Raw genomic sequence first — 16,957 nt, forward strand, 5'->3', positions numbered from 1 at the left:
TCCGCCAAATAAAATATTTGGCGAATCCTGTATCAGGAGAGGGAGTTAATCAGGCTTTTTCAGGTCGTTTTCTTCAATTTCATATGCCATTGTCGCATCAGGCATTAAAATACCAGACTCCGTGGTTTCATGTAGCCATTCACGCCAAATTGCCAATAATATTGCCAAAATAACAGGACCAATAAAGAGTCCAACCAGCCCAAAACTCGCCAATCCGCCCAGCACACCAAACATAATCAATAAGAATGGAATTTTTGTTGCACCTGAAATGACCAATGGACGAATCACATTATCTGCGGTACTGACAATACAGACACCCCAAGCCATCACGCCGATTGCTTCAACTGTTTGACCTTGGGAAAATAGCCATAACGATACTGCACCATAAGCGACAGGTGGTCCAAATGGGATGAGTGCCATCAGGAAAGTGGCAATCGTTAGTACCATCGGATTTGGTACGCCTGCAACAAAGTAGCTGATGCCTGCAAGAATAGATTGTGCAACCGCAGTTAAACCGACGCCATAGACCACAGCACGTGTGGTTTCAGAGATCGTATCCAAATAATGATGGATACGAGGTCCAATTAACATTTGTAATGCCTTGCTGACTTGCTCCAAAATGGTTTGACCATCTCGATAGAAAAAGAACAAAGACATGACGGCAAAGCCCAGTTTGACTAAATTTTTGGTGATCTCATTCAGTACGAATTTGCCATAGTTCAAATGTCCTTGAATCCAAAGACCAATGGTTTGAGAAAGTGATGTCGGATCTGCATTTATTTCACGAACAGTTCGGCTGACTTCCTTTCCGATAATAGGCAGTTCACGAATAAAATCAGGAACGGTTAAATGACCCGATGATAATTGGCGTTGTAGGTCAAAATACAAATTTCGACCTTCATGCTGCAAAATAAAAATCGCAAAGGTGAGTGGAATGCCAACCACTAAAACAACCAGCGTAATCATTACTGAGGCACTTAATGTAGGTCGGTTCGGACCAAACATTCTTAATATGCGCTTATACATTGGCCATGTCATATAGGCGATGATACATGCCCATAATACAGGGACAATAAAATATTTGAGAATATCGTAGCCCAAGAAAATCAGGATAAACAATAACCCAAACAATAAGATGCGTTGTAAGTTTGAAGTGAAGTCTTGCACTAACTACTCTAAAAATTGCTGAGTGATTCACTCAATATTAACTGAAAAATCAAATGTGGCAAATTTTAAGCTTGCTTTATCCGACCTGCTTTAGATTGGTTTTAGAACCAATCACTTGGATCATCTATTAAAGCATCAAGCAGTGGTTGCCATTGTTCTTGAATGGTTAAAAAATTCTTTTGGGTCTTATCAAAAATATTTAAGCCCTGCATTGCCAATTGACCATATGCTGTACGTTCTGAAATCCAAGCAACGGGTTGCTGATCAATCTTTTCAAAAAATTGTTGAATATCTTTTGAACTCGCACTGTTTGCTTTCATCCGATTGGCAATTAAGTGTACCGCAACTTTCCCCTTACGAATTTTTTTAATGTCTTGGATGTGTTTGAGAAAGCGTCGAGTACTGTCGATGTCAAAAAATGAGGGTTGTAGTGGTGTGACCACAGCATGACTTTCACTGATTAACTGTTCAGCGTGTTCACCAGTTAAAGCGCCAGGTGCATCAATGACTAAATAATCGAGATTTTTAGGTGCATCTCCTATTGATTTTTCATGACGCCAATCGAGACTTTGAATTTTCGCTGCTTGTTCAGGGCGCTGTTTTAACCATTGTAGTGCTGACTTTTGTCCATCAGCATCGGCTAATGCAACTTTATAACCTTTTTGTGCCAATGCTGTGGCTAAGGTAATTGCTGTAATTGTTTTTCCACAACCGCCTTTTAAATTTGCAACAAGTATTGTTTTCATCGTATATCAATAATATCTGTCCGCTAGCCCTTGGCTACTTTAGCATTAATTTTAAGCATATAGGTTACACATGACAAAACTTTAGTAGTTGTTTACATTGTGCCAAGGATTTACAGAAAGGAAAGCGCATGTCCATCTGGATGGCGATGTTGATAGGAGCATGTATTGGCATCGTTTTAACGACAATCGTGTTATCGAGTACGCGAAATGGCAAGATTAAAGCAGAGTATGAACAATATATCACTGAGCTTGAACTGGAACATCAACAGGCACTTGCACATGCGCAAAAGCGCAGTGTGAATACCAGTCGTGCTGTTCTAAAAGGAAAGATGGCGGAACAACTCGCGCCAATCATGCCTGAGTTCCAATATTTGCCGAGTGATGCCAAGTTTTTAGGTGATCCTATCGACTATGTGATTTTTGATGGCTATACCGACTTTCGAGATGGTGAAGGCTTGGCTGAAGAGATTGAAGTGGTATTGATTGATATCAAGAGTGGTGGCGCACGTTTAACCAAAGGGCAACAAGCAATTGCCCAAGCCATCCGTGAAGGGCGGGTACGTTTTGAAACTATCCATATTGATTTTGCCGATTAAATTTTTTGTGCTCTTGCCATAAACATACGTCTTCCCACTTTAGGTAGATCTTCCGCATCGAAATAATATTTTTCAGAAAACTTGAAGCCAGCATTTAATAACTCAAGTTCAATATTGCGATTTAGATGACATCCATCAGCGAGGACTTTTTGAATTGGGGTCAAAAGGTCTTGTAACTTTTTCAAGGTCGAATTGTCATGATACTGAACATGTTCAATCAGGTGTAAGTTGCCTTCAGGTTTTAATACACGATGAATTTCTTGGAGTGCTTGCGTTAAGTCGGCAATACTACACATGGTCCATGTACTGACAATATTTTCAACTGAATGATCTGCAAAAGGTAATTTTTCGGCACTGGCTTGGATATGCTGGATATGAAAGGGAGTATCAAAGATTCGCTTTTGTGCAAGGCGGTATACATCAGGATTTGGCTCAAGTGCATAGAGTTGATCAACTGCTTGATAAAAAGGTAAATTCAAGCCTGTCCCAAAACCAATTTCTAATACTTCGCCACGAATTTTTTTAATCAGTTCTGCACGTCCTTCCATCATGCTGGGTGTTTGCATGACTTGATTAAGCAGGTGAGGAAAAATGCGTTGTTGATAATATTTATAAATCATAATTTGATCATTTTAAGAGTATGATCATGATTCTAACCAATGTGAATTTTGAATATAAGACAAAAATAGGACGAAATTTCTGTATTTTGTTACCGAAACTCGATTTTATTTTAAGTTTATCGGTTAATACTAAGTCTAGATATTTTGCTGGTTGAGTACTGAGTTTGAGGAGCATGTTATGAATAAAAAGTTAGTCTGTGCAGCATTGATGGCACTGAGTGCTTTTCAGGTCAATGCTTTTCAATCTACCGCTGTGCCAAAGACACAATTATCCAATCCGGCCTTTAATATCGCCAATGGTTTAGCGCCGATTGATCAAAATCAGAAAGTCTCTGTTCTGGAGCCATTCCGTGGTGAGTTTCGTATTTTAGGGTCAAAAGAATATCATGACGATGCACAGGCAAAATTCTCACCGATTGACTATGCTGTGACACGGGGATTATTTACTGAACCTGAAATTGCCCGTCAAATTTCAATCAATCAATATGACCGATTCCTCAATTGGAAAATGGCTCGCCCGCCTATTCCTGCACAACTGGCAACTCAATTGGTCAGTAATATGCACATCATTCCTGCCAATCCTGAAATTGCCAAAAAAATCAAACAAGTCAAACGTGGAGACTTGGTTCGTTTAACGGGCGATTTGGTTCAGGTGAATGATAAAGATTTGGTTTGGAAGTCGGCTTTAGATTGGAATGGGGTGGGAGATGGTGCTTGTAAACTGATTCGAGTCAATTCGATTCAATGGTTAGAAAAGCAAAATATCTAAATTCAATTGAGCCAAATCCGAGAAGATGCTAAGGTGAGATGTATAATTTTAGGTCAATTGAACAATAAAGAGTGTGGTAAATGAAAGGTTTAGCGTGTTTTACTTTGTTGGTTTGCAGTTTGGGGCTGGTTGCTTGTCAAAGTCCAAATCCTAGCGTAGGTAAAACACATGAATACAACCTCAAACAAAAGTGCCCAACGCTCATGGATATGAAAGTGGGAGAGGTGTTGTTGTTCAATGCTCCTGAAAATCCAAGCACGGGTTATCAATGGCAATTATTACAGCCACTTAAAATATTTAAAACTGAAGAAACCTATTTACAAAATGACAGTGAAGAAGGTGCTGTAGGTGTGGGTGGAACCAAAACTTTCCGTTTTACAGCAGAGAAACCGGGACAAGATTATATTGAATTGGTTCATATCAGAGCTTGGGAGTCTTCTAAACAACCAGATCAACAATGGCGGTGCCGCATTCGGGTTTCTTAAGCTCAAATCATTCTAATTGTTATTTTAGCTTCTTCTAGACCTTTAAGACTTTTTATTGCAGAGAAGCCTTCCATACAGGCTTACAATGGAGTAGCGACATCCATGTCGCTTTACGGTAGAAAGCCTATGGGTGTTTTATCAATCTTTGAGACTGCTCAACTTTAAGAGCATCCAACTTAAGAGCATCCAAAAATTGAATGCTCATTTTGATGAACATAATAGGGGCTGTGGACATTTCATAAATGGCTTGCGTTGTAGGTTAAAATTGAGCAGGTATGAGGAGTATACTCCGCAAGGAAATGAAGAGAATAGCGAGACTATTTTTAAATTTCATAACGTAGCCTGAGATAATTTTAACTACAACCCTGAGCAAGAACAAAGCACTGCTTTGTTTGCAGCGCAAGGCGTAGCGGGGACTAGCGTGTTTTTTGTCGCTTCGTCGTTCCCTTGCGAAACAGTGTTTCTCATCATTTAGAATGACTAAATTTCGTATTTCGCGCCTAGAATCGCCTAAAAAACACACCTAGTCGCAAACATAGACGAATTGTCCACAGACCCTAGTCTGATTAAAGCATTATTTACTTTCAGTGGTTTGCTTCCAGTGATCAAGCTGTTCATCGGCAGTGAACATTTCTCCCATGCCTTTGACTGCATCACTTGGATTTTTAAGCTCACCATCAGCAGATTGCTTTTTCTCATCATAGACTTTGGCTTGGTTTTCCCAATATTGATAACGTAAACCTTGAATATAGCGCCCTTGTTCTGTTTTAAGATCCAAGTCTTTCAACATATTGAGTGCCGATTCAATATTATCTCGCTTGAGTTGGCGATCAATGTCTTCGGTTAGACTGCCATCAGCAGCACGTTTTTTAAGATCAGCTTCTAAAGCATTATTATTTTCAGTAAATTTCTGATCATATTCGTCGAGCAAGGCAATATCGTGTGCATCATTCGGCGTACTCGGAAAGGCTTTAATCGGTTTGGTTTTCAGTTGGTCCATAACTTCTTGAGATGCATCTTTCGGCTCAGATGAATTGTTTTGTTGACCATCTTTAGGGGAACATGCAGCCATGAAAACGATAGATGTGAGTAAACTTGAAAGAAGCAAAGGGCGAAGTATTAAATTCATGATAAACATTCCTCATTAAAGCGTATCAATTAGCGCAGTTTCCTAAAGTTATAAACATAGGTGACATAAGGGAAGTCTATTTCATCTTGAGCTTGTTTGCCCGTATATTCCGATACAATCTGTTCGAATTTGTGTTTCAATTTGAGTTGTTCTTGTTCTGGCATCGCTGCAATAAAGCTGGTTGAGAGCAATCGTTTACTCACCACATTTTCTACCGTACCTGTGTGTAGCTGTGAAAATACTTTAGCGGTTTCAAGTTGGAACAAAAATTGATTTTCAAATACCTGCTTCCATTGCCCGCTGTGATAGCGAGGGGTATCTCCTTCAAGGGTTGCGAGCAAATCTGCCAATGCTTTCACCCAGTCTATATTCTCGTCTCGTTGATTCCAAACCAAACCTAAATGACCTTCGGGCTTTAAAACATGGTGGATTTCGTTCAATGTTTCGATATTGGCAAACCAATGAAAGGACTGAGCGCACAAAACAGCATCAATACTTTCAGATTCTAACGGAATTTGATCACTCTTCGCTTGAAGCGTTTGTACATCAGGATGTACTATTTTCAACTGCTCCAGCATTTCAGAAACAGGTTCAATTGCAATGATATTGGGCGTCGCTTGTTTCAGATAAGGTAGAAATTTTCCAGTACCTGCACCCAAGTCAACCACCTTTGAATCTGGGCTGAGTGCTAAATCTTCGATGAGCCATTGAACCACAGCCTGTGGATAATTGGGTCTGGCTTGTTGATAGAGTTCAGCAGCCGTACTGAAACCTTTTTGAGCAGCAGGATGTAAGGAATGTGTCATATTTTGCGCTTTTTTATCTGACTAGACTCTATAAAATATGACACTTGAAGCAATCAATAGGCAAGAGCCGATTGATTTAATTTCAGCCAATGAAAGAGCGGATGCTCGGTGTGCGAATGGATAAACAAATAATTTTTGAAGATGATCATATCAGAGCAATCTATTTAACAGGTGAATCTGACACTTTAGTCCTGTCATTTGGGGACTTGATCACTCGCGCCAAAGGGCTTTCAATTAATGCTGAAAAGTCTTTGATGAAATATAACTATGCTGTTGTCGGTATTATGCCTAAGCAAAAGTCTTGGTTTCCTGCATCAAGTATGGCTGCACTTTTACAGCATCTGCAACCCATCTTAAGTCAATTTAAGAATATTGTCGGTTATGGTGGATCGATGGGGGGCTATGCAGCGATCAAATATGCCAAAGATTTAAACATGAATCGTGTAGTTGCTATGGTTCCGCAATATTCAATAGATCCTTCAGAAATTGAAGATAAACGTTATACGGATTTCTATGATGCTGATTTAAACGCAAATATGCGTATTCAGGCACAGGATATTGTTGAAGAATGTGAATACATCATTGTTTATGATCCGTATTTTGAAAATGATAAAGAACATTATTTAAAAATTAAGCCGTTAATTCCTCATCTACATACTCTTCATTTACCCTATACAGGGCATGATGCGATTGCTGTTTTGGCGAACTCTGCCTTATTACATGATTTTATTGAACGCCCCTATGATCAAACTTATTTCTATAAGCAGATTCGTGAGGTCAAGAAGAACAGTAAGTTTTACTATCGCAGTGTGATTGCACGTTTGTTGGGAACACACAATGAAGCATTGGGTAAAATTCTCAAAGGAACTGATATTCAACTGGACAGTACTTTCTTTGATGCCAGTTTAAAGCAGACCATTACCCGTATTTTATTAACCAATAAACGTGTGGATGAGCAAGATCTGCAAAAGCTGGGGATTCAGGTCAATTTTGCATTTGAGGACAAAACTCAGCTACAAGACAACTTTGGTAATATCTTGGTATTTAATGTCATTACCCAGAAACTGGAAAGTTATGATCAACAGGTGATTGATGTTAATGGTAAATATATTATTCCATTAAATGTTGAAAGCAATGGTCTAGCGCAAGTCGAGATTAAGAAACAGACCTATTTGATTTGCATGAATGATCGTCGTGTGACTAAACTCTTTAAACATGATGAAGCGTTGTCATTGGATATGAATCCAATTGTGATCAAGAAAACCCCTGACTTTTATGTGTTGAGTTATAAAAACTTCTATATGAGCTGTGATATTCAAGGTCAAGTCAGTTTTGACGATGAAAGTTTAAATGAGTTTTGTCATTTTAAGATCGCTTAAGCTCAGGCAATTCATCGTATGACTAAATCGGCTTTTGCCAAAGCCTTTTTTAACAGCATCATTCAATAATATAGCCTTTTTTCTCGCCTTCTCTCAAAAAGAGAAGGCGTGATCAAGAGCAATCTGATTGATTACTTATCATGCTTTCGAATGTATAGAAGTGCTTTAAAAGCACCTTCATTTAAATACATTGCTTTAAATAGCGTGTTGGGAACAATGCTTGATATTTCTTAAATTCACTTTGAACTTTTAAGTCATCGAGTTTATAAGTTTCGCTAGAATGTTGATAAACACCTGTTACCGCCATGAGTGAGCCTTCTTGACCTTCTTTGTAATGATAACGAAAGGTTTTTCGTGAGGCATGTATAAGTTTTTGATCAATAAATTTATAACTAAATAATAGATTTTCCATTTCTAAATAATACCGAGCCTCTATACGACAACCTCGATTCAATTGAATTAATCTAAAATAATTTCCTTCTGAACTTCTAAATTCTGCCTCATCTAAATTTTGAATCGATTGTAAAACGAGATCTTTTGCATGTGCTGAATATGCAGATAAGCTAAAACAGCTCATCAATAATACCAGTGAGCTTGATTTTGATTGTTTCATTCTAATATCTTTTTAAATTTCATTTGATTGACTATATCGTCTAAGTGCATGTTTGAATATAAAAAAAAGAGGACCCCATGCCGGAGATCCCCATAAACTGAAATTCAACTTGAAAAACATAAAGTTTAGAATCTACGATTTGCGCGTTTAAAGGTTCCAAAGTCATTAAATCGCACACCATTTTCTTTCATGATTGGATAGCAGTCTTCAGCAATCGCTTGGCGGATATAAAATGGATCACGAACAACAAAGTGATGTATTGCATGAGTACCTGCAAAGTTAAAACAAAATGCCTGCAAAGGTTTCATGCGCCAATCCGTCCAAATCTGGCATTGCTGTACAACATTTCCATCCTCAACATCGCCGTAATAATGCATATTTGAACTGGTGAAGTGTAAACTCAAGGTACGGAGAAAGTTAGGCGCAGCAATACTTACCGCATAAAATTTTGTGCTGCGGTCAACAAACTTCCATAAGCTATTTTTAGGTTGTGCGATGCCAAAAGCTTTCATTGCTAATTTGGCAGCACTGATCAATAGAAAGCTATGCCAAAGTGCATAATGAATATGCCCAAATGGTGCATAACTTGCAGAAAGCTTTGCCTTTAATTTGAGCTTTTCAGTTTTCGATAAATTCTTCTGCGCATGAATATAGCGGTTGGTGGTTTTCATCATGGTGATGGGGCGTAAATAGACAGCCAACATATTGTCACCTGTCATGATCAAGCGTTTTAAACCCCATTTGTCACCATTGTTAATACCTCGTTCTTCTAAATCTGTTTTTGTACCTGAGGATTTATGGTGATGTAGGTGGATTTCACGACGTATCCACGGATTGACTGTACTTGGACGAAAGGCATACACGGCTGCAAGCATGGCATCATTTATTTTTTTATTCTTACGATAATACATTTGATGAATCAAATCGTGTTCCAGTTCATGCAAAATTGACATCCAAAATGCAGAAAGTGGAATTGCCACATACCAAGCCATTTTCCCGCGAGCGTATTGTGTTATATTGAAAATAATCCCTGTAATAGCAGTGCCCAGAATACTTAAACCGATTTGATCTTGATATTGAACCAGCCAAGGATGGCGTTCTCGTAACTGATTCCCAGCTTCCAAAATCGCTTTACGAATTCGATGACTGCGTTGCTCATCTTCAGGGTCAGCAAAGTTTTTGGCTTTGTTTAGCTTGGATATATGTACATCGGAAAGGGGTAAATTCATTTCCGTTTTCCTCTATATTTTTGTTTGAGAACAAGGAAGTTTTAAAAACCAACATTTGTTGGATTTTTTTGAGAGATTATCTGATGATCAAAATAACGTCAACGTCAGTTTTAAAGAAAATGACCAAAAAAGTGAGTCAACCAAAACAAGAACGCTCACAAAAAAGAATGGAAAAGATGTTGGCGACTACGCAAGAATTGTTGTTATCCATTGGAATTGAAAAGATTTCTATTCCTGAAATTGCCAATGCTTCTGGCGTTCCTCGTACCAGCATTTATCAATTTTTTCCGACGAAATACGATATTCTGCGTCATATTGCACTCGCACACTTAAATGATTTGGTGAAACAACTGGGAAAGGCTGCCGTTCGCGTTTTAACGGATAATCCCAAAGCAAGCATCGAAGTGTACGGACAACTGCTTTCAGAAAGTATGATTCGGACCACGGCTAAATTTTTCAATGAATCAGAAATTGCCAGCTTACTGATTCTTAGTGGTCCTTTTACACGGCAAGCTTATCTTGAGTATCAAATCGAGTTGAAAAAAGTCAGTGATGGTGTACGTAAAGCATTGGAAATGATTCAGGTGGATAATTATGTCCCTCAACAACCTGATACTTTAACCATTTTGATGGAATTGGTTTTTACCTGTATGAAGCATGGTTATTACAATGAAAGTTATATTTCTGAAGCCATTATTCAAGAAGCCTACCGTATGACCAATGCGTATTTATTGGCACTCAAAAATAACACCTTTGGTTTTCCTCAAGTATCAACACAATCTTAAAATTATTGGATTGGAAAGGGTTGTTTTTAAAGCTGAATAATGACGGTTTACATTTCAAAATATTCTAAAGAGCTGTATGAAAATCAGTGAAATTTTCATGTTATAAACAAGATTGTGCAAATGATTGAAACCACAAGGTAAAGGCAATGAAGGCTGTATTTTTAGATTATGAATCTCTAGACAAAAATGATTTGGATTTTAGTCAGTTAAACGCAGCTTTTGATGAACTTGTGCTTTATCCTTCGACCACGACTGAGCAGGTATTAGCACGTGTAGCGCATGCCGATGTGGTCATCAGCAATAAAGTATTGATTAATGCTGAAACAATTGCACAATCGAAGCATCTAAAGCTCATTTTAATTTCGGCAACAGGAACCAATAATGTCGATTTAGATGCAGCCAAGTCTAAAGGCATCGTGGTGTGCAACTGTCAGGGCTACGGCACATCAGCAGTTGCACAGCATACGCTGACATTGATGTTGGCTTTAGCAACCTCTTTGCTCAAATATGATGGTGCTGTAAAGAATGGGGAATGGAATAAATCTCCAATTTTCTGTTTATTGGATTTTCCTATTGTAGAGTTGTCAGGAAAAACTTTAGGAATCATTGGTTATGGAGAGTTGGGGCAAGCGGTTGCCAAATTAGCTGAAGCTTTTGCGATGAAGGTTGTTGTCGGGGCATTACCAAGCCGTCCACAGCATGAAGAAAGAATTGCTTTTGCTGAGCTACTTCCACAAGTCGATTTTCTTTCTTTACATTGTCCTTTAACTGATGAAACACGTGACTTGATTGATGCACAAGCATTGGACTCGATGAAGAAATCAGCATTCTTAATCAATTGTGCCCGTGGAGGCATTGTGAATGAGCAGGCTTTGGCAGATGCATTAAGACAAGGCAAGATTGCAGGAGCTGCGATAGATGTACTCTCTGTTGAACCTCCGCAACAAGGAAATGTGTTGCTTGCAGAGGACATTCCAAATTTGATCATTACCCCGCACAGTGCTTGGGGAAGTGTTGATGCTCGGCAACGTATCGTAAATCAATTGTTGGAGAATTTTGAGGCATTTCAGCAGGGCAAGGTGATCCGTCGGGTGAATCACTGAGGCTTTAGAATGTCGTTATAATGCTATGGACAAACTTACCACTACAACCTCTCGCTTTAAATTACGATTTTCTCCGATTTTAGCTTTAATCAACTAAGCCTTAATGAACTGATTTTAAGATCATTTATCTTGGTACACCTGCATCATCATCTGTTGAAATGCTGGTATTGGTATTTTGATTTGGCTTGGAGTCTGTTGATGATGGACTCGGTGTGTTGGTCTGGTTCTCTATAGGCAAACTTTGTTTTTTGATTTCAAGCTCAGGTTGTTCGGACTGAACATTTTGCGAAGCTTGTGTTTGAAGTGGTGGTTGTGCAGATACCGTCGGCTGATCTGGGATGTTTTGATTAGAAATGTTTGGAACAATGGCTGTAACAGAGGCATTCGCAGAGTTTGCAGTAGTTGATGATTGACTCAAGCTACCTTGTTCTATTGGCACGTTATAGCTGTTTTTACCCAGCACACGGTCTTTGGTCTGTTCAACCTTTTTGACAGCGGTATCTATGCCTTGTCGTGTATTGTCTCGGGCAATCGTTGCTTGTTCACTGGTATATTTTTTCGTATTTTCAATGGTTTCATCAAATGAAGGTTTGATTTTTTGAATGCCTTTTTCGGTTGCATCTCCTACTTTTTCAGCCGTATTTTGTACTGCTTCACCTGTCTTATGGGCTAGAACTCTAAATATATTGGGGTTATCACCATAAGGTTGTGTATGAGTGTCTGTTTGAGCATAAAGTGATGATGTTGCACATATTGCAGTGATCATACATAAACTTTTCATCTTCACCATGTTTTCATTCCTTTATGATGAATGTCATTAACGCTGTGAATCATATTGAGCAATAGTACTGTTTTATTCAATCACCCGCTTAAACAATAATAAATCAACGACAGCAAAATATAACAATATATGGTTCGTATTATTACTGAGTATTTGAAAGAAAAGCCCACGGATGTGAGCTTTTCATCTTAATATTGTGGGTTAGAGGTCATCAATTGCAATTATTTAGCTGCAACTTTGGCTTCTGTTGATACGCCGACGTTTGCACTACCTACTGGTGTTTTCACATGTGTTTGTGAATTTACTTTAGCACCTGTGTTGGTTGATTTCGGCTTAACCAAGTCTTTGGTTTTTTGCCAAGTTTTACTGGTTGCAGATTTGGTTTTATCTTTCGCTTTTATCGCAGCTTCTTTGGTGTTATGACCTGCTTCTGAACTTAGCTTTTTGGTATTTTCCCAAGCACCTTTGCTGGCTACTTTACCTTTATCGATTCCAGTTTCAACACTTGTACCGACTTTATCAGCAGTATTTTTAGTGCCATCCCAAGCATCTTTAGAGACTTCACGAGTTTTGTCGACACCTTTTTCTACACCAGTACCGACTTTACCTGCTACATTCTTGGTGCCATCCCAAGCATCTTTTGACACATCACGGGTCTTATCGACACCTTTTTCGATACCATCACCGACTTTAACGGCAGTATTTTTTGTACCATCCCAAGCATCTTTTGAGACTTCACGAGTCTTATCGACACCTTTTTCAATACCATGACCAACTTTGTCTGCTGTATTATGGATTCCTTGACCAATATTGCTGAGTAGTCCTCCACCATTTGCATTGACTTCAGCTGATGCATTGGCGCTGACATTTGTATTGGCGAAAATAAGAGGAGAGCTAGCTAAAAGGGCTGTAGCGATCACTGTTGTTTTAAGCATTTTCATAATTAGTTTTATCCTATACCTGAATGAGTTCAAGTTTGAGTGTTGCCTATCATAATGTGAAATTTGAGTGAAAATAGTCTTAGAGATAAAACAGCAACAGCTTATCTACACAGTTTTAACAATAATGTAAAAATTGTGAATAAAGATTAAGATCGAGTTTCTATGAAAAATTTTTATTTTTTATTTTAAAATTCTGATACTTATAAATGAAAACTCACGACTCTAAACGTTGTGTTATTCACATCGTCATCTTGTCATTGAAACAAAAAACACATAAGCTTTGGAATCAATCTATATCTTATTCCTATAATGAACAATATAAAAATCTTAGTGTTGTTGGGTATATTTTTCAGTTTTAGACCGAGTTTTGCCTGTGCTTGTGGGGAAGAAGTCCCTTTCAGTCATCAAATGATTGGCTGGGTTACAACGGCAATCATATTTCTCATTTATTTGATTCCTAGTTTTTATTTTGTAAAATATTTTAAGAAATATAAGCTATCTATCCTACACCTCGTTTTGCCTCATATATTGATGTTAGGCATGCTTTACGCTTTGTTGAATTCTTTTAAATTGGGTTTAAATCCAATTTATTATTGGTTTGCGGATTACCTTCCGAATAGCTTAATTTTTATTGCGATTGGACTCATTGGTGTGATTTTTTGGCTCTATCCCGTGATTTATGTTGTTAAAAAGAGCTAAATGGTTGTGTATTTAGCTCTACGGACAGCGTAAGTCAAGTGCTGAGATTAATTACATTTTTCCAGATTTACTGCTTTAAAATTGTTTTTGAGTGAATTGAAGTTTTTTAGCTTTTCAGCATCTTTAGGATCAAAAACTGTCTGCTTCTGTTCAATATCCGCATCGACATTTGAAAATGCTGAAATCAATTGCTCTCCTTTAAAAATCCAATGTTCAGTTGCCTTTCCTGTTTCAAAGTTCCCTGTAAATTCAATCACACAGTTATCTGTTTGGCGAATGAGTCGAGCAAGATTGTGTTTGGTATTGGGCGCTGCTGAGATATTTTTGTGTTGTTCTAAAACAGTCGGTGCGTTTGGATTGCTGGGTGTTGTTGAGTAGGAGATAAGAAAAATTGTATTGCTAACTCGGTAAGGTACTTTTAATCTCATGAAAGTAGCTTAATTAAAATGATATCAAATGAATAATATAGTTATATGGTCTAAAAATGTCTTAAATTTATATAAAAATAACAAAAACTAAGAAAAATTTCTAAGATCAATTTGTAATAGATTAATTTGTCCTTTCGTTTTTATATGAAAAGCTTCGTTGATTTCTTCCACAGATAAACTTGTTGTTGGGAATTTGAAAACTTTTTCTAGAATATCAATTTTTTTATTTAAAATAATTTTATCAAAGTTTATGAAGTAATTCGAGTTTTTAAAATTAAATCGAACTTCATAGTATGCCTTGGTAAACTTTTTTACTCTATGGTATTGATTTGGATCTAGATTAAAAGTTGACCATGCATTTGAAATAAAAAGATCAATTTTTTTTAGTAATGTTAAATCGTTAATTTGTGAGAAGAAGAAAATCCAACCTTTAGTTTTACCATCATCAATACAACCTGTTATTCTTAAGTTAAGTTGGAAAAGTAAAAAATCAATATTTTTCTCTTTGGCATAACGATATTTTGAAAAACACTGAATTATAGATGTATATAAATTATTTACAGTTGATTTTCGTACAGAAATCAAAGCATTACTAAAAGAATACCCTAAATATTCAAATTTAGTGCTTTTAATTTCCCCGATTTTTGATTTACTAAAATTTTCTTTTATAGGATGGATTTCTAGTTTTAGTTCATAAAAATCTTTTTCAATTTTAGATTTTATGTAATCTAAATTGTCTTCATTAAGTAATATTAATATATCATCTACAAATCTAAAATAACGAATTGAAGGGTTATTTAAGAATTGGGAATCTATTTGGTTTAAAAAAATTGAAGAAAGAATATTGGATATAGCCAAACCTTGAGGAATTCCTCCAATGAATTCATTTTTTTGAGGCTGAAGAGCTTGATTGATTAAATTTAAAGTATTTTCAGATTTAATCTTAATTTTTAGAATTTCAAATAATATATCATGTGATACTGTAGGATAAAAATTTTTTATATCAATTTTTATGAAAAAATCAAAGTCTTTAATACATTGCTTTAATTCATAGACTAAATCTTGAGGCATTCTGTTTGTTAATTCACTAGTATAAATACTCTGTAAATATAGGTGAATTGATTTCAATACAATTCGATCTCTAATTGTTGGGATGTAGATCTCTCTAGGTATTTTTTGCCTTCCTTTATTCAATAATTTTAATTTGTATCTAGAGAATTTAAATGATTTATTTTTTAACTTTCTATGAATTATTTCAATTTGATCATCTAAGTTTTTATTGAATGCAGTATGTGAAATATTGTCTGAGCCAATTGCAAAACTATAATAAATATATGTATAGTATATTTCTTTAAGATTTTCTTTTGTTTGAAAGTCTTTTAAATAAGTTGATTCATGCATATTTTGTTAAGATTGCAGCACTTGTGAATGGTAAAGAGTATAATATTAAAATAAAAAAATAGTACTTTATTTTGTATATTAAACATTCAAAAAAATCTTTAAAAACTAATGGAGGTTCAATATCAATTTTTCGTTTAGATTTTGGCGTTAAAAAATAAATATTTACTCTTGAAATAAAGTGGTCATTTTGGGAGTGATTCTCACATTCATTTAATGTATATTCATATTCTTGATTTATATCTTCGCCATTTTTAGCCCTAATGTATAAGGTATTTAGCTTTTCATAACAGGATTTAACTTTTTCAGCTCTTGATGAAAATTTCTGAGCAGAAACTATGCAGGACATTACTAAAGTTAAAACTGAAAATATTAGCAAGCTTGAGGGGTGAAAAGGGACAAGATTATTTTGATTTAATTGAAGAATTGAAATAGCTACTGTAAAAAATGAAAACCAAATTAATAATAACTGACTATGAAATTCATACTTTAATAATCGAGTTTCTTGCTCAATTTTAGATTTTCTAGTCCACCAAATTTTATCAGATAAATTCATAAGTTACATTTAAGGCAATTATAGTTAGTAATATCCTCTACTAGAGAGAATCAAACCCAAAGGGTTTAAAGATACTGAGATCTTTAATAATCAGTTGCACCTATACGAATATAGATGGAATAAATACATCCTACCTTAAATGCAACTTTTAAATTTTATTATAAAAAAACTACTATATCTAGCGGTTTCTTAAAACTTTTATTATTTAACTCAATACCGAAATTTTCGTAACACTTGTTAGACAAGTCGTATAACTGCACAAGTATAAAATTTGCTTCCAACACATTCTCAAAGAACGTATTCATCGCCTAATGTACAAGACGAAAGAACAAAAGATTTTTACATATGCTCTTGATGATAATGGCGTGTTTGGAGTGTGAGTAATTGTGATTTTAAATGATTTAAATCTTCATCTAAACCCAATTTTTGCGCTAAAGGATCAACTAATTGGTTGGATTTTAAAGGGGGAGTCTGCAAAGACAGATTATCTGCTAAAGACTTCAATTGTTGTCTACGAGATACGCTAGAACATGAATAGCGTCTAAATTTTTCAACTAAGAAAACTAAACGACGTTTTTCAAGAGTATTTAAATTGCTTGTTACAGTGGGTAAGAAGTTTGAATACAATAAAGCTTCGGCAACAGGCTTTACTTCAGTAAATGTTGCTGATGATAATGATTGTTTTAATAATTTAAACAAAGCATGTTCAAATTCTACTTGGTCCATT

General features: G+C 36.3%; 19 protein-coding genes. 6 read left to right on the forward strand and 13 right to left on the reverse strand.

All coding sequences use genetic code 11. The features are described 5' to 3' along the window. Nucleotides 1-45 precede the first annotated feature (45 nt). Both TOL5_RS02095 and TOL5_RS02100 read right to left on the reverse strand, forming a co-directional pair. Nucleotides 46-1,167: an AI-2E family transporter gene (locus TOL5_RS02095; protein ID WP_121775470.1), complete on the reverse strand. Its 1,122-nt coding sequence runs from the start codon at nucleotides 1,165-1,167 to the stop codon at nucleotides 46-48. A 101-nt stretch (nucleotides 1,168-1,268) separates the two neighbouring features. Next, on the reverse strand, nucleotides 1,269-1,913 hold the full coding sequence (locus TOL5_RS02100; RefSeq protein WP_004826486.1) for a ParA family protein: 645 nt from the start codon (nucleotides 1,911-1,913) through the stop codon (nucleotides 1,269-1,271). 128 nt (nucleotides 1,914-2,041) lie between these two features. Here TOL5_RS02100 and TOL5_RS02105 point away from each other — a divergent pair, with 128 nt between their 5' ends. After that, a complete protein-coding gene (locus TOL5_RS02105) occupies nucleotides 2,042-2,509 on the forward strand; it encodes a Holliday junction resolvase-like protein (RefSeq protein WP_005035489.1) in 468 nt (155 codons plus the stop codon). Here the strand turns inward: TOL5_RS02105 and TOL5_RS02110 are convergent. Continuing rightward, entirely contained in the window at nucleotides 2,506-3,129 is a 624-nt protein-coding gene (locus TOL5_RS02110; RefSeq protein ID WP_005035492.1) for a class I SAM-dependent methyltransferase, read from the reverse strand. The two genes, TOL5_RS02105 and TOL5_RS02110, sit on opposite strands and share 4 nt — an antisense overlap. A gap of 178 nt (nucleotides 3,130-3,307) precedes the next feature. Here TOL5_RS02110 and TOL5_RS02115 point away from each other — a divergent pair, with 178 nt between their 5' ends. Beyond that, nucleotides 3,308-3,898 (forward strand): hypothetical protein, encoded by a 591-nt coding sequence (locus tag TOL5_RS02115; RefSeq protein ID WP_121775469.1) that lies wholly within the window; start codon nucleotides 3,308-3,310, stop codon nucleotides 3,896-3,898. Between the two features lie 80 nt (nucleotides 3,899-3,978). Next, nucleotides 3,979-4,383: a protease inhibitor I42 family protein gene (locus TOL5_RS02120; RefSeq protein WP_121775468.1), complete on the forward strand. Its 405-nt coding sequence runs from the start codon at nucleotides 3,979-3,981 to the stop codon at nucleotides 4,381-4,383. A gap of 574 nt (nucleotides 4,384-4,957) precedes the next feature. On the opposite strand, the gene TOL5_RS02125 is transcribed toward TOL5_RS02120, so the two are convergent. After that, nucleotides 4,958-5,512 carry a hypothetical protein gene (locus tag TOL5_RS02125; protein ID WP_004826494.1) on the reverse strand — a complete coding sequence of 185 codons (555 nt, stop codon included), beginning with the start codon at nucleotides 5,510-5,512 and terminating at the stop codon, nucleotides 4,958-4,960. 29 nt (nucleotides 5,513-5,541) lie between these two features. Continuing rightward, nucleotides 5,542-6,318 carry a class I SAM-dependent methyltransferase gene (locus TOL5_RS02130; protein WP_009586166.1) on the reverse strand — a complete coding sequence of 259 codons (777 nt, stop codon included), beginning with the start codon at nucleotides 6,316-6,318 and terminating at the stop codon, nucleotides 5,542-5,544. Nucleotides 6,319-6,434: 116 nt separating this feature from the next. Here TOL5_RS02130 and TOL5_RS02135 point away from each other — a divergent pair, with 116 nt between their 5' ends. Then, nucleotides 6,435-7,697 (forward strand): hypothetical protein, encoded by a 1,263-nt coding sequence (locus TOL5_RS02135; RefSeq protein WP_034715533.1) that lies wholly within the window; start codon nucleotides 6,435-6,437, stop codon nucleotides 7,695-7,697. Between the two features lie 181 nt (nucleotides 7,698-7,878). On the opposite strand, the gene TOL5_RS02140 is transcribed toward TOL5_RS02135, so the two are convergent. After that, the gene (locus tag TOL5_RS02140; RefSeq protein WP_121775467.1) at nucleotides 7,879-8,310 is read right to left on the reverse strand and encodes a hypothetical protein; all 432 of its coding nucleotides are present in this window, start codon (nucleotides 8,308-8,310) and stop codon (nucleotides 7,879-7,881) included. 125 nt (nucleotides 8,311-8,435) lie between these two features. Continuing rightward, nucleotides 8,436-9,539, reverse strand: a complete 1,104-nt coding sequence (locus TOL5_RS02145; protein ID WP_121775466.1) for a fatty acid desaturase — start codon at nucleotides 9,537-9,539, stop codon at nucleotides 8,436-8,438. Between the two features lie 83 nt (nucleotides 9,540-9,622). Between TOL5_RS02145 and TOL5_RS02150 the strand changes: the two genes are divergently transcribed. After that, a complete protein-coding gene (locus tag TOL5_RS02150) occupies nucleotides 9,623-10,324 on the forward strand; it encodes a TetR/AcrR family transcriptional regulator (RefSeq protein WP_004826499.1) in 702 nt (233 codons plus the stop codon). 146 nt (nucleotides 10,325-10,470) lie between these two features. Further along, complete coding sequence (locus TOL5_RS02155; protein WP_121775465.1) at nucleotides 10,471-11,427, forward strand: 2-hydroxyacid dehydrogenase; 957 nt, start codon at nucleotides 10,471-10,473, stop codon at nucleotides 11,425-11,427. 124 nt (nucleotides 11,428-11,551) lie between these two features. Here the strand turns inward: TOL5_RS02155 and TOL5_RS02160 are convergent, their stop codons facing one another. The 6 genes from TOL5_RS02160 to TOL5_RS02185 form a co-directional block, all read right to left on the reverse strand. Next, nucleotides 11,552-12,217 (reverse strand): hypothetical protein, encoded by a 666-nt coding sequence (locus TOL5_RS02160; RefSeq protein ID WP_121775464.1) that lies wholly within the window; start codon nucleotides 12,215-12,217, stop codon nucleotides 11,552-11,554. Nucleotides 12,218-12,429: 212 nt separating this feature from the next. After that, nucleotides 12,430-13,149 (reverse strand): hypothetical protein, encoded by a 720-nt coding sequence (locus TOL5_RS02165; RefSeq protein ID WP_121775463.1) that lies wholly within the window; start codon nucleotides 13,147-13,149, stop codon nucleotides 12,430-12,432. 746 nt (nucleotides 13,150-13,895) lie between these two features. After that, nucleotides 13,896-14,276 (reverse strand): hypothetical protein, encoded by a 381-nt coding sequence (locus TOL5_RS02170; RefSeq protein ID WP_121775461.1) that lies wholly within the window; start codon nucleotides 14,274-14,276, stop codon nucleotides 13,896-13,898. Between the two features lie 87 nt (nucleotides 14,277-14,363). Further along, a complete protein-coding gene (locus tag TOL5_RS02175) occupies nucleotides 14,364-15,677 on the reverse strand; it encodes a reverse transcriptase/maturase family protein (RefSeq protein ID WP_199934952.1) in 1,314 nt (437 codons plus the stop codon). Next, nucleotides 15,670-16,230, reverse strand: coding sequence for an SLATT domain-containing protein (locus TOL5_RS02180; protein ID WP_121775742.1), 561 nt, complete (start codon nucleotides 16,228-16,230; stop codon nucleotides 15,670-15,672). Before TOL5_RS02180 ends, TOL5_RS02175 begins: the two co-directional genes overlap by 8 nt. Before the next feature lie 339 nt (nucleotides 16,231-16,569). Further along, nucleotides 16,570-16,956, reverse strand: coding sequence for a hypothetical protein (locus TOL5_RS02185; RefSeq protein WP_121775743.1), 387 nt, complete (start codon nucleotides 16,954-16,956; stop codon nucleotides 16,570-16,572). Nucleotide 16,957: the final 1 nt, after the last annotated feature.

The organism is Acinetobacter sp. Tol 5, assembly GCF_019702905.1.
GTDB lineage: Bacteria > Pseudomonadota > Gammaproteobacteria > Pseudomonadales > Moraxellaceae > Acinetobacter > Acinetobacter bereziniae.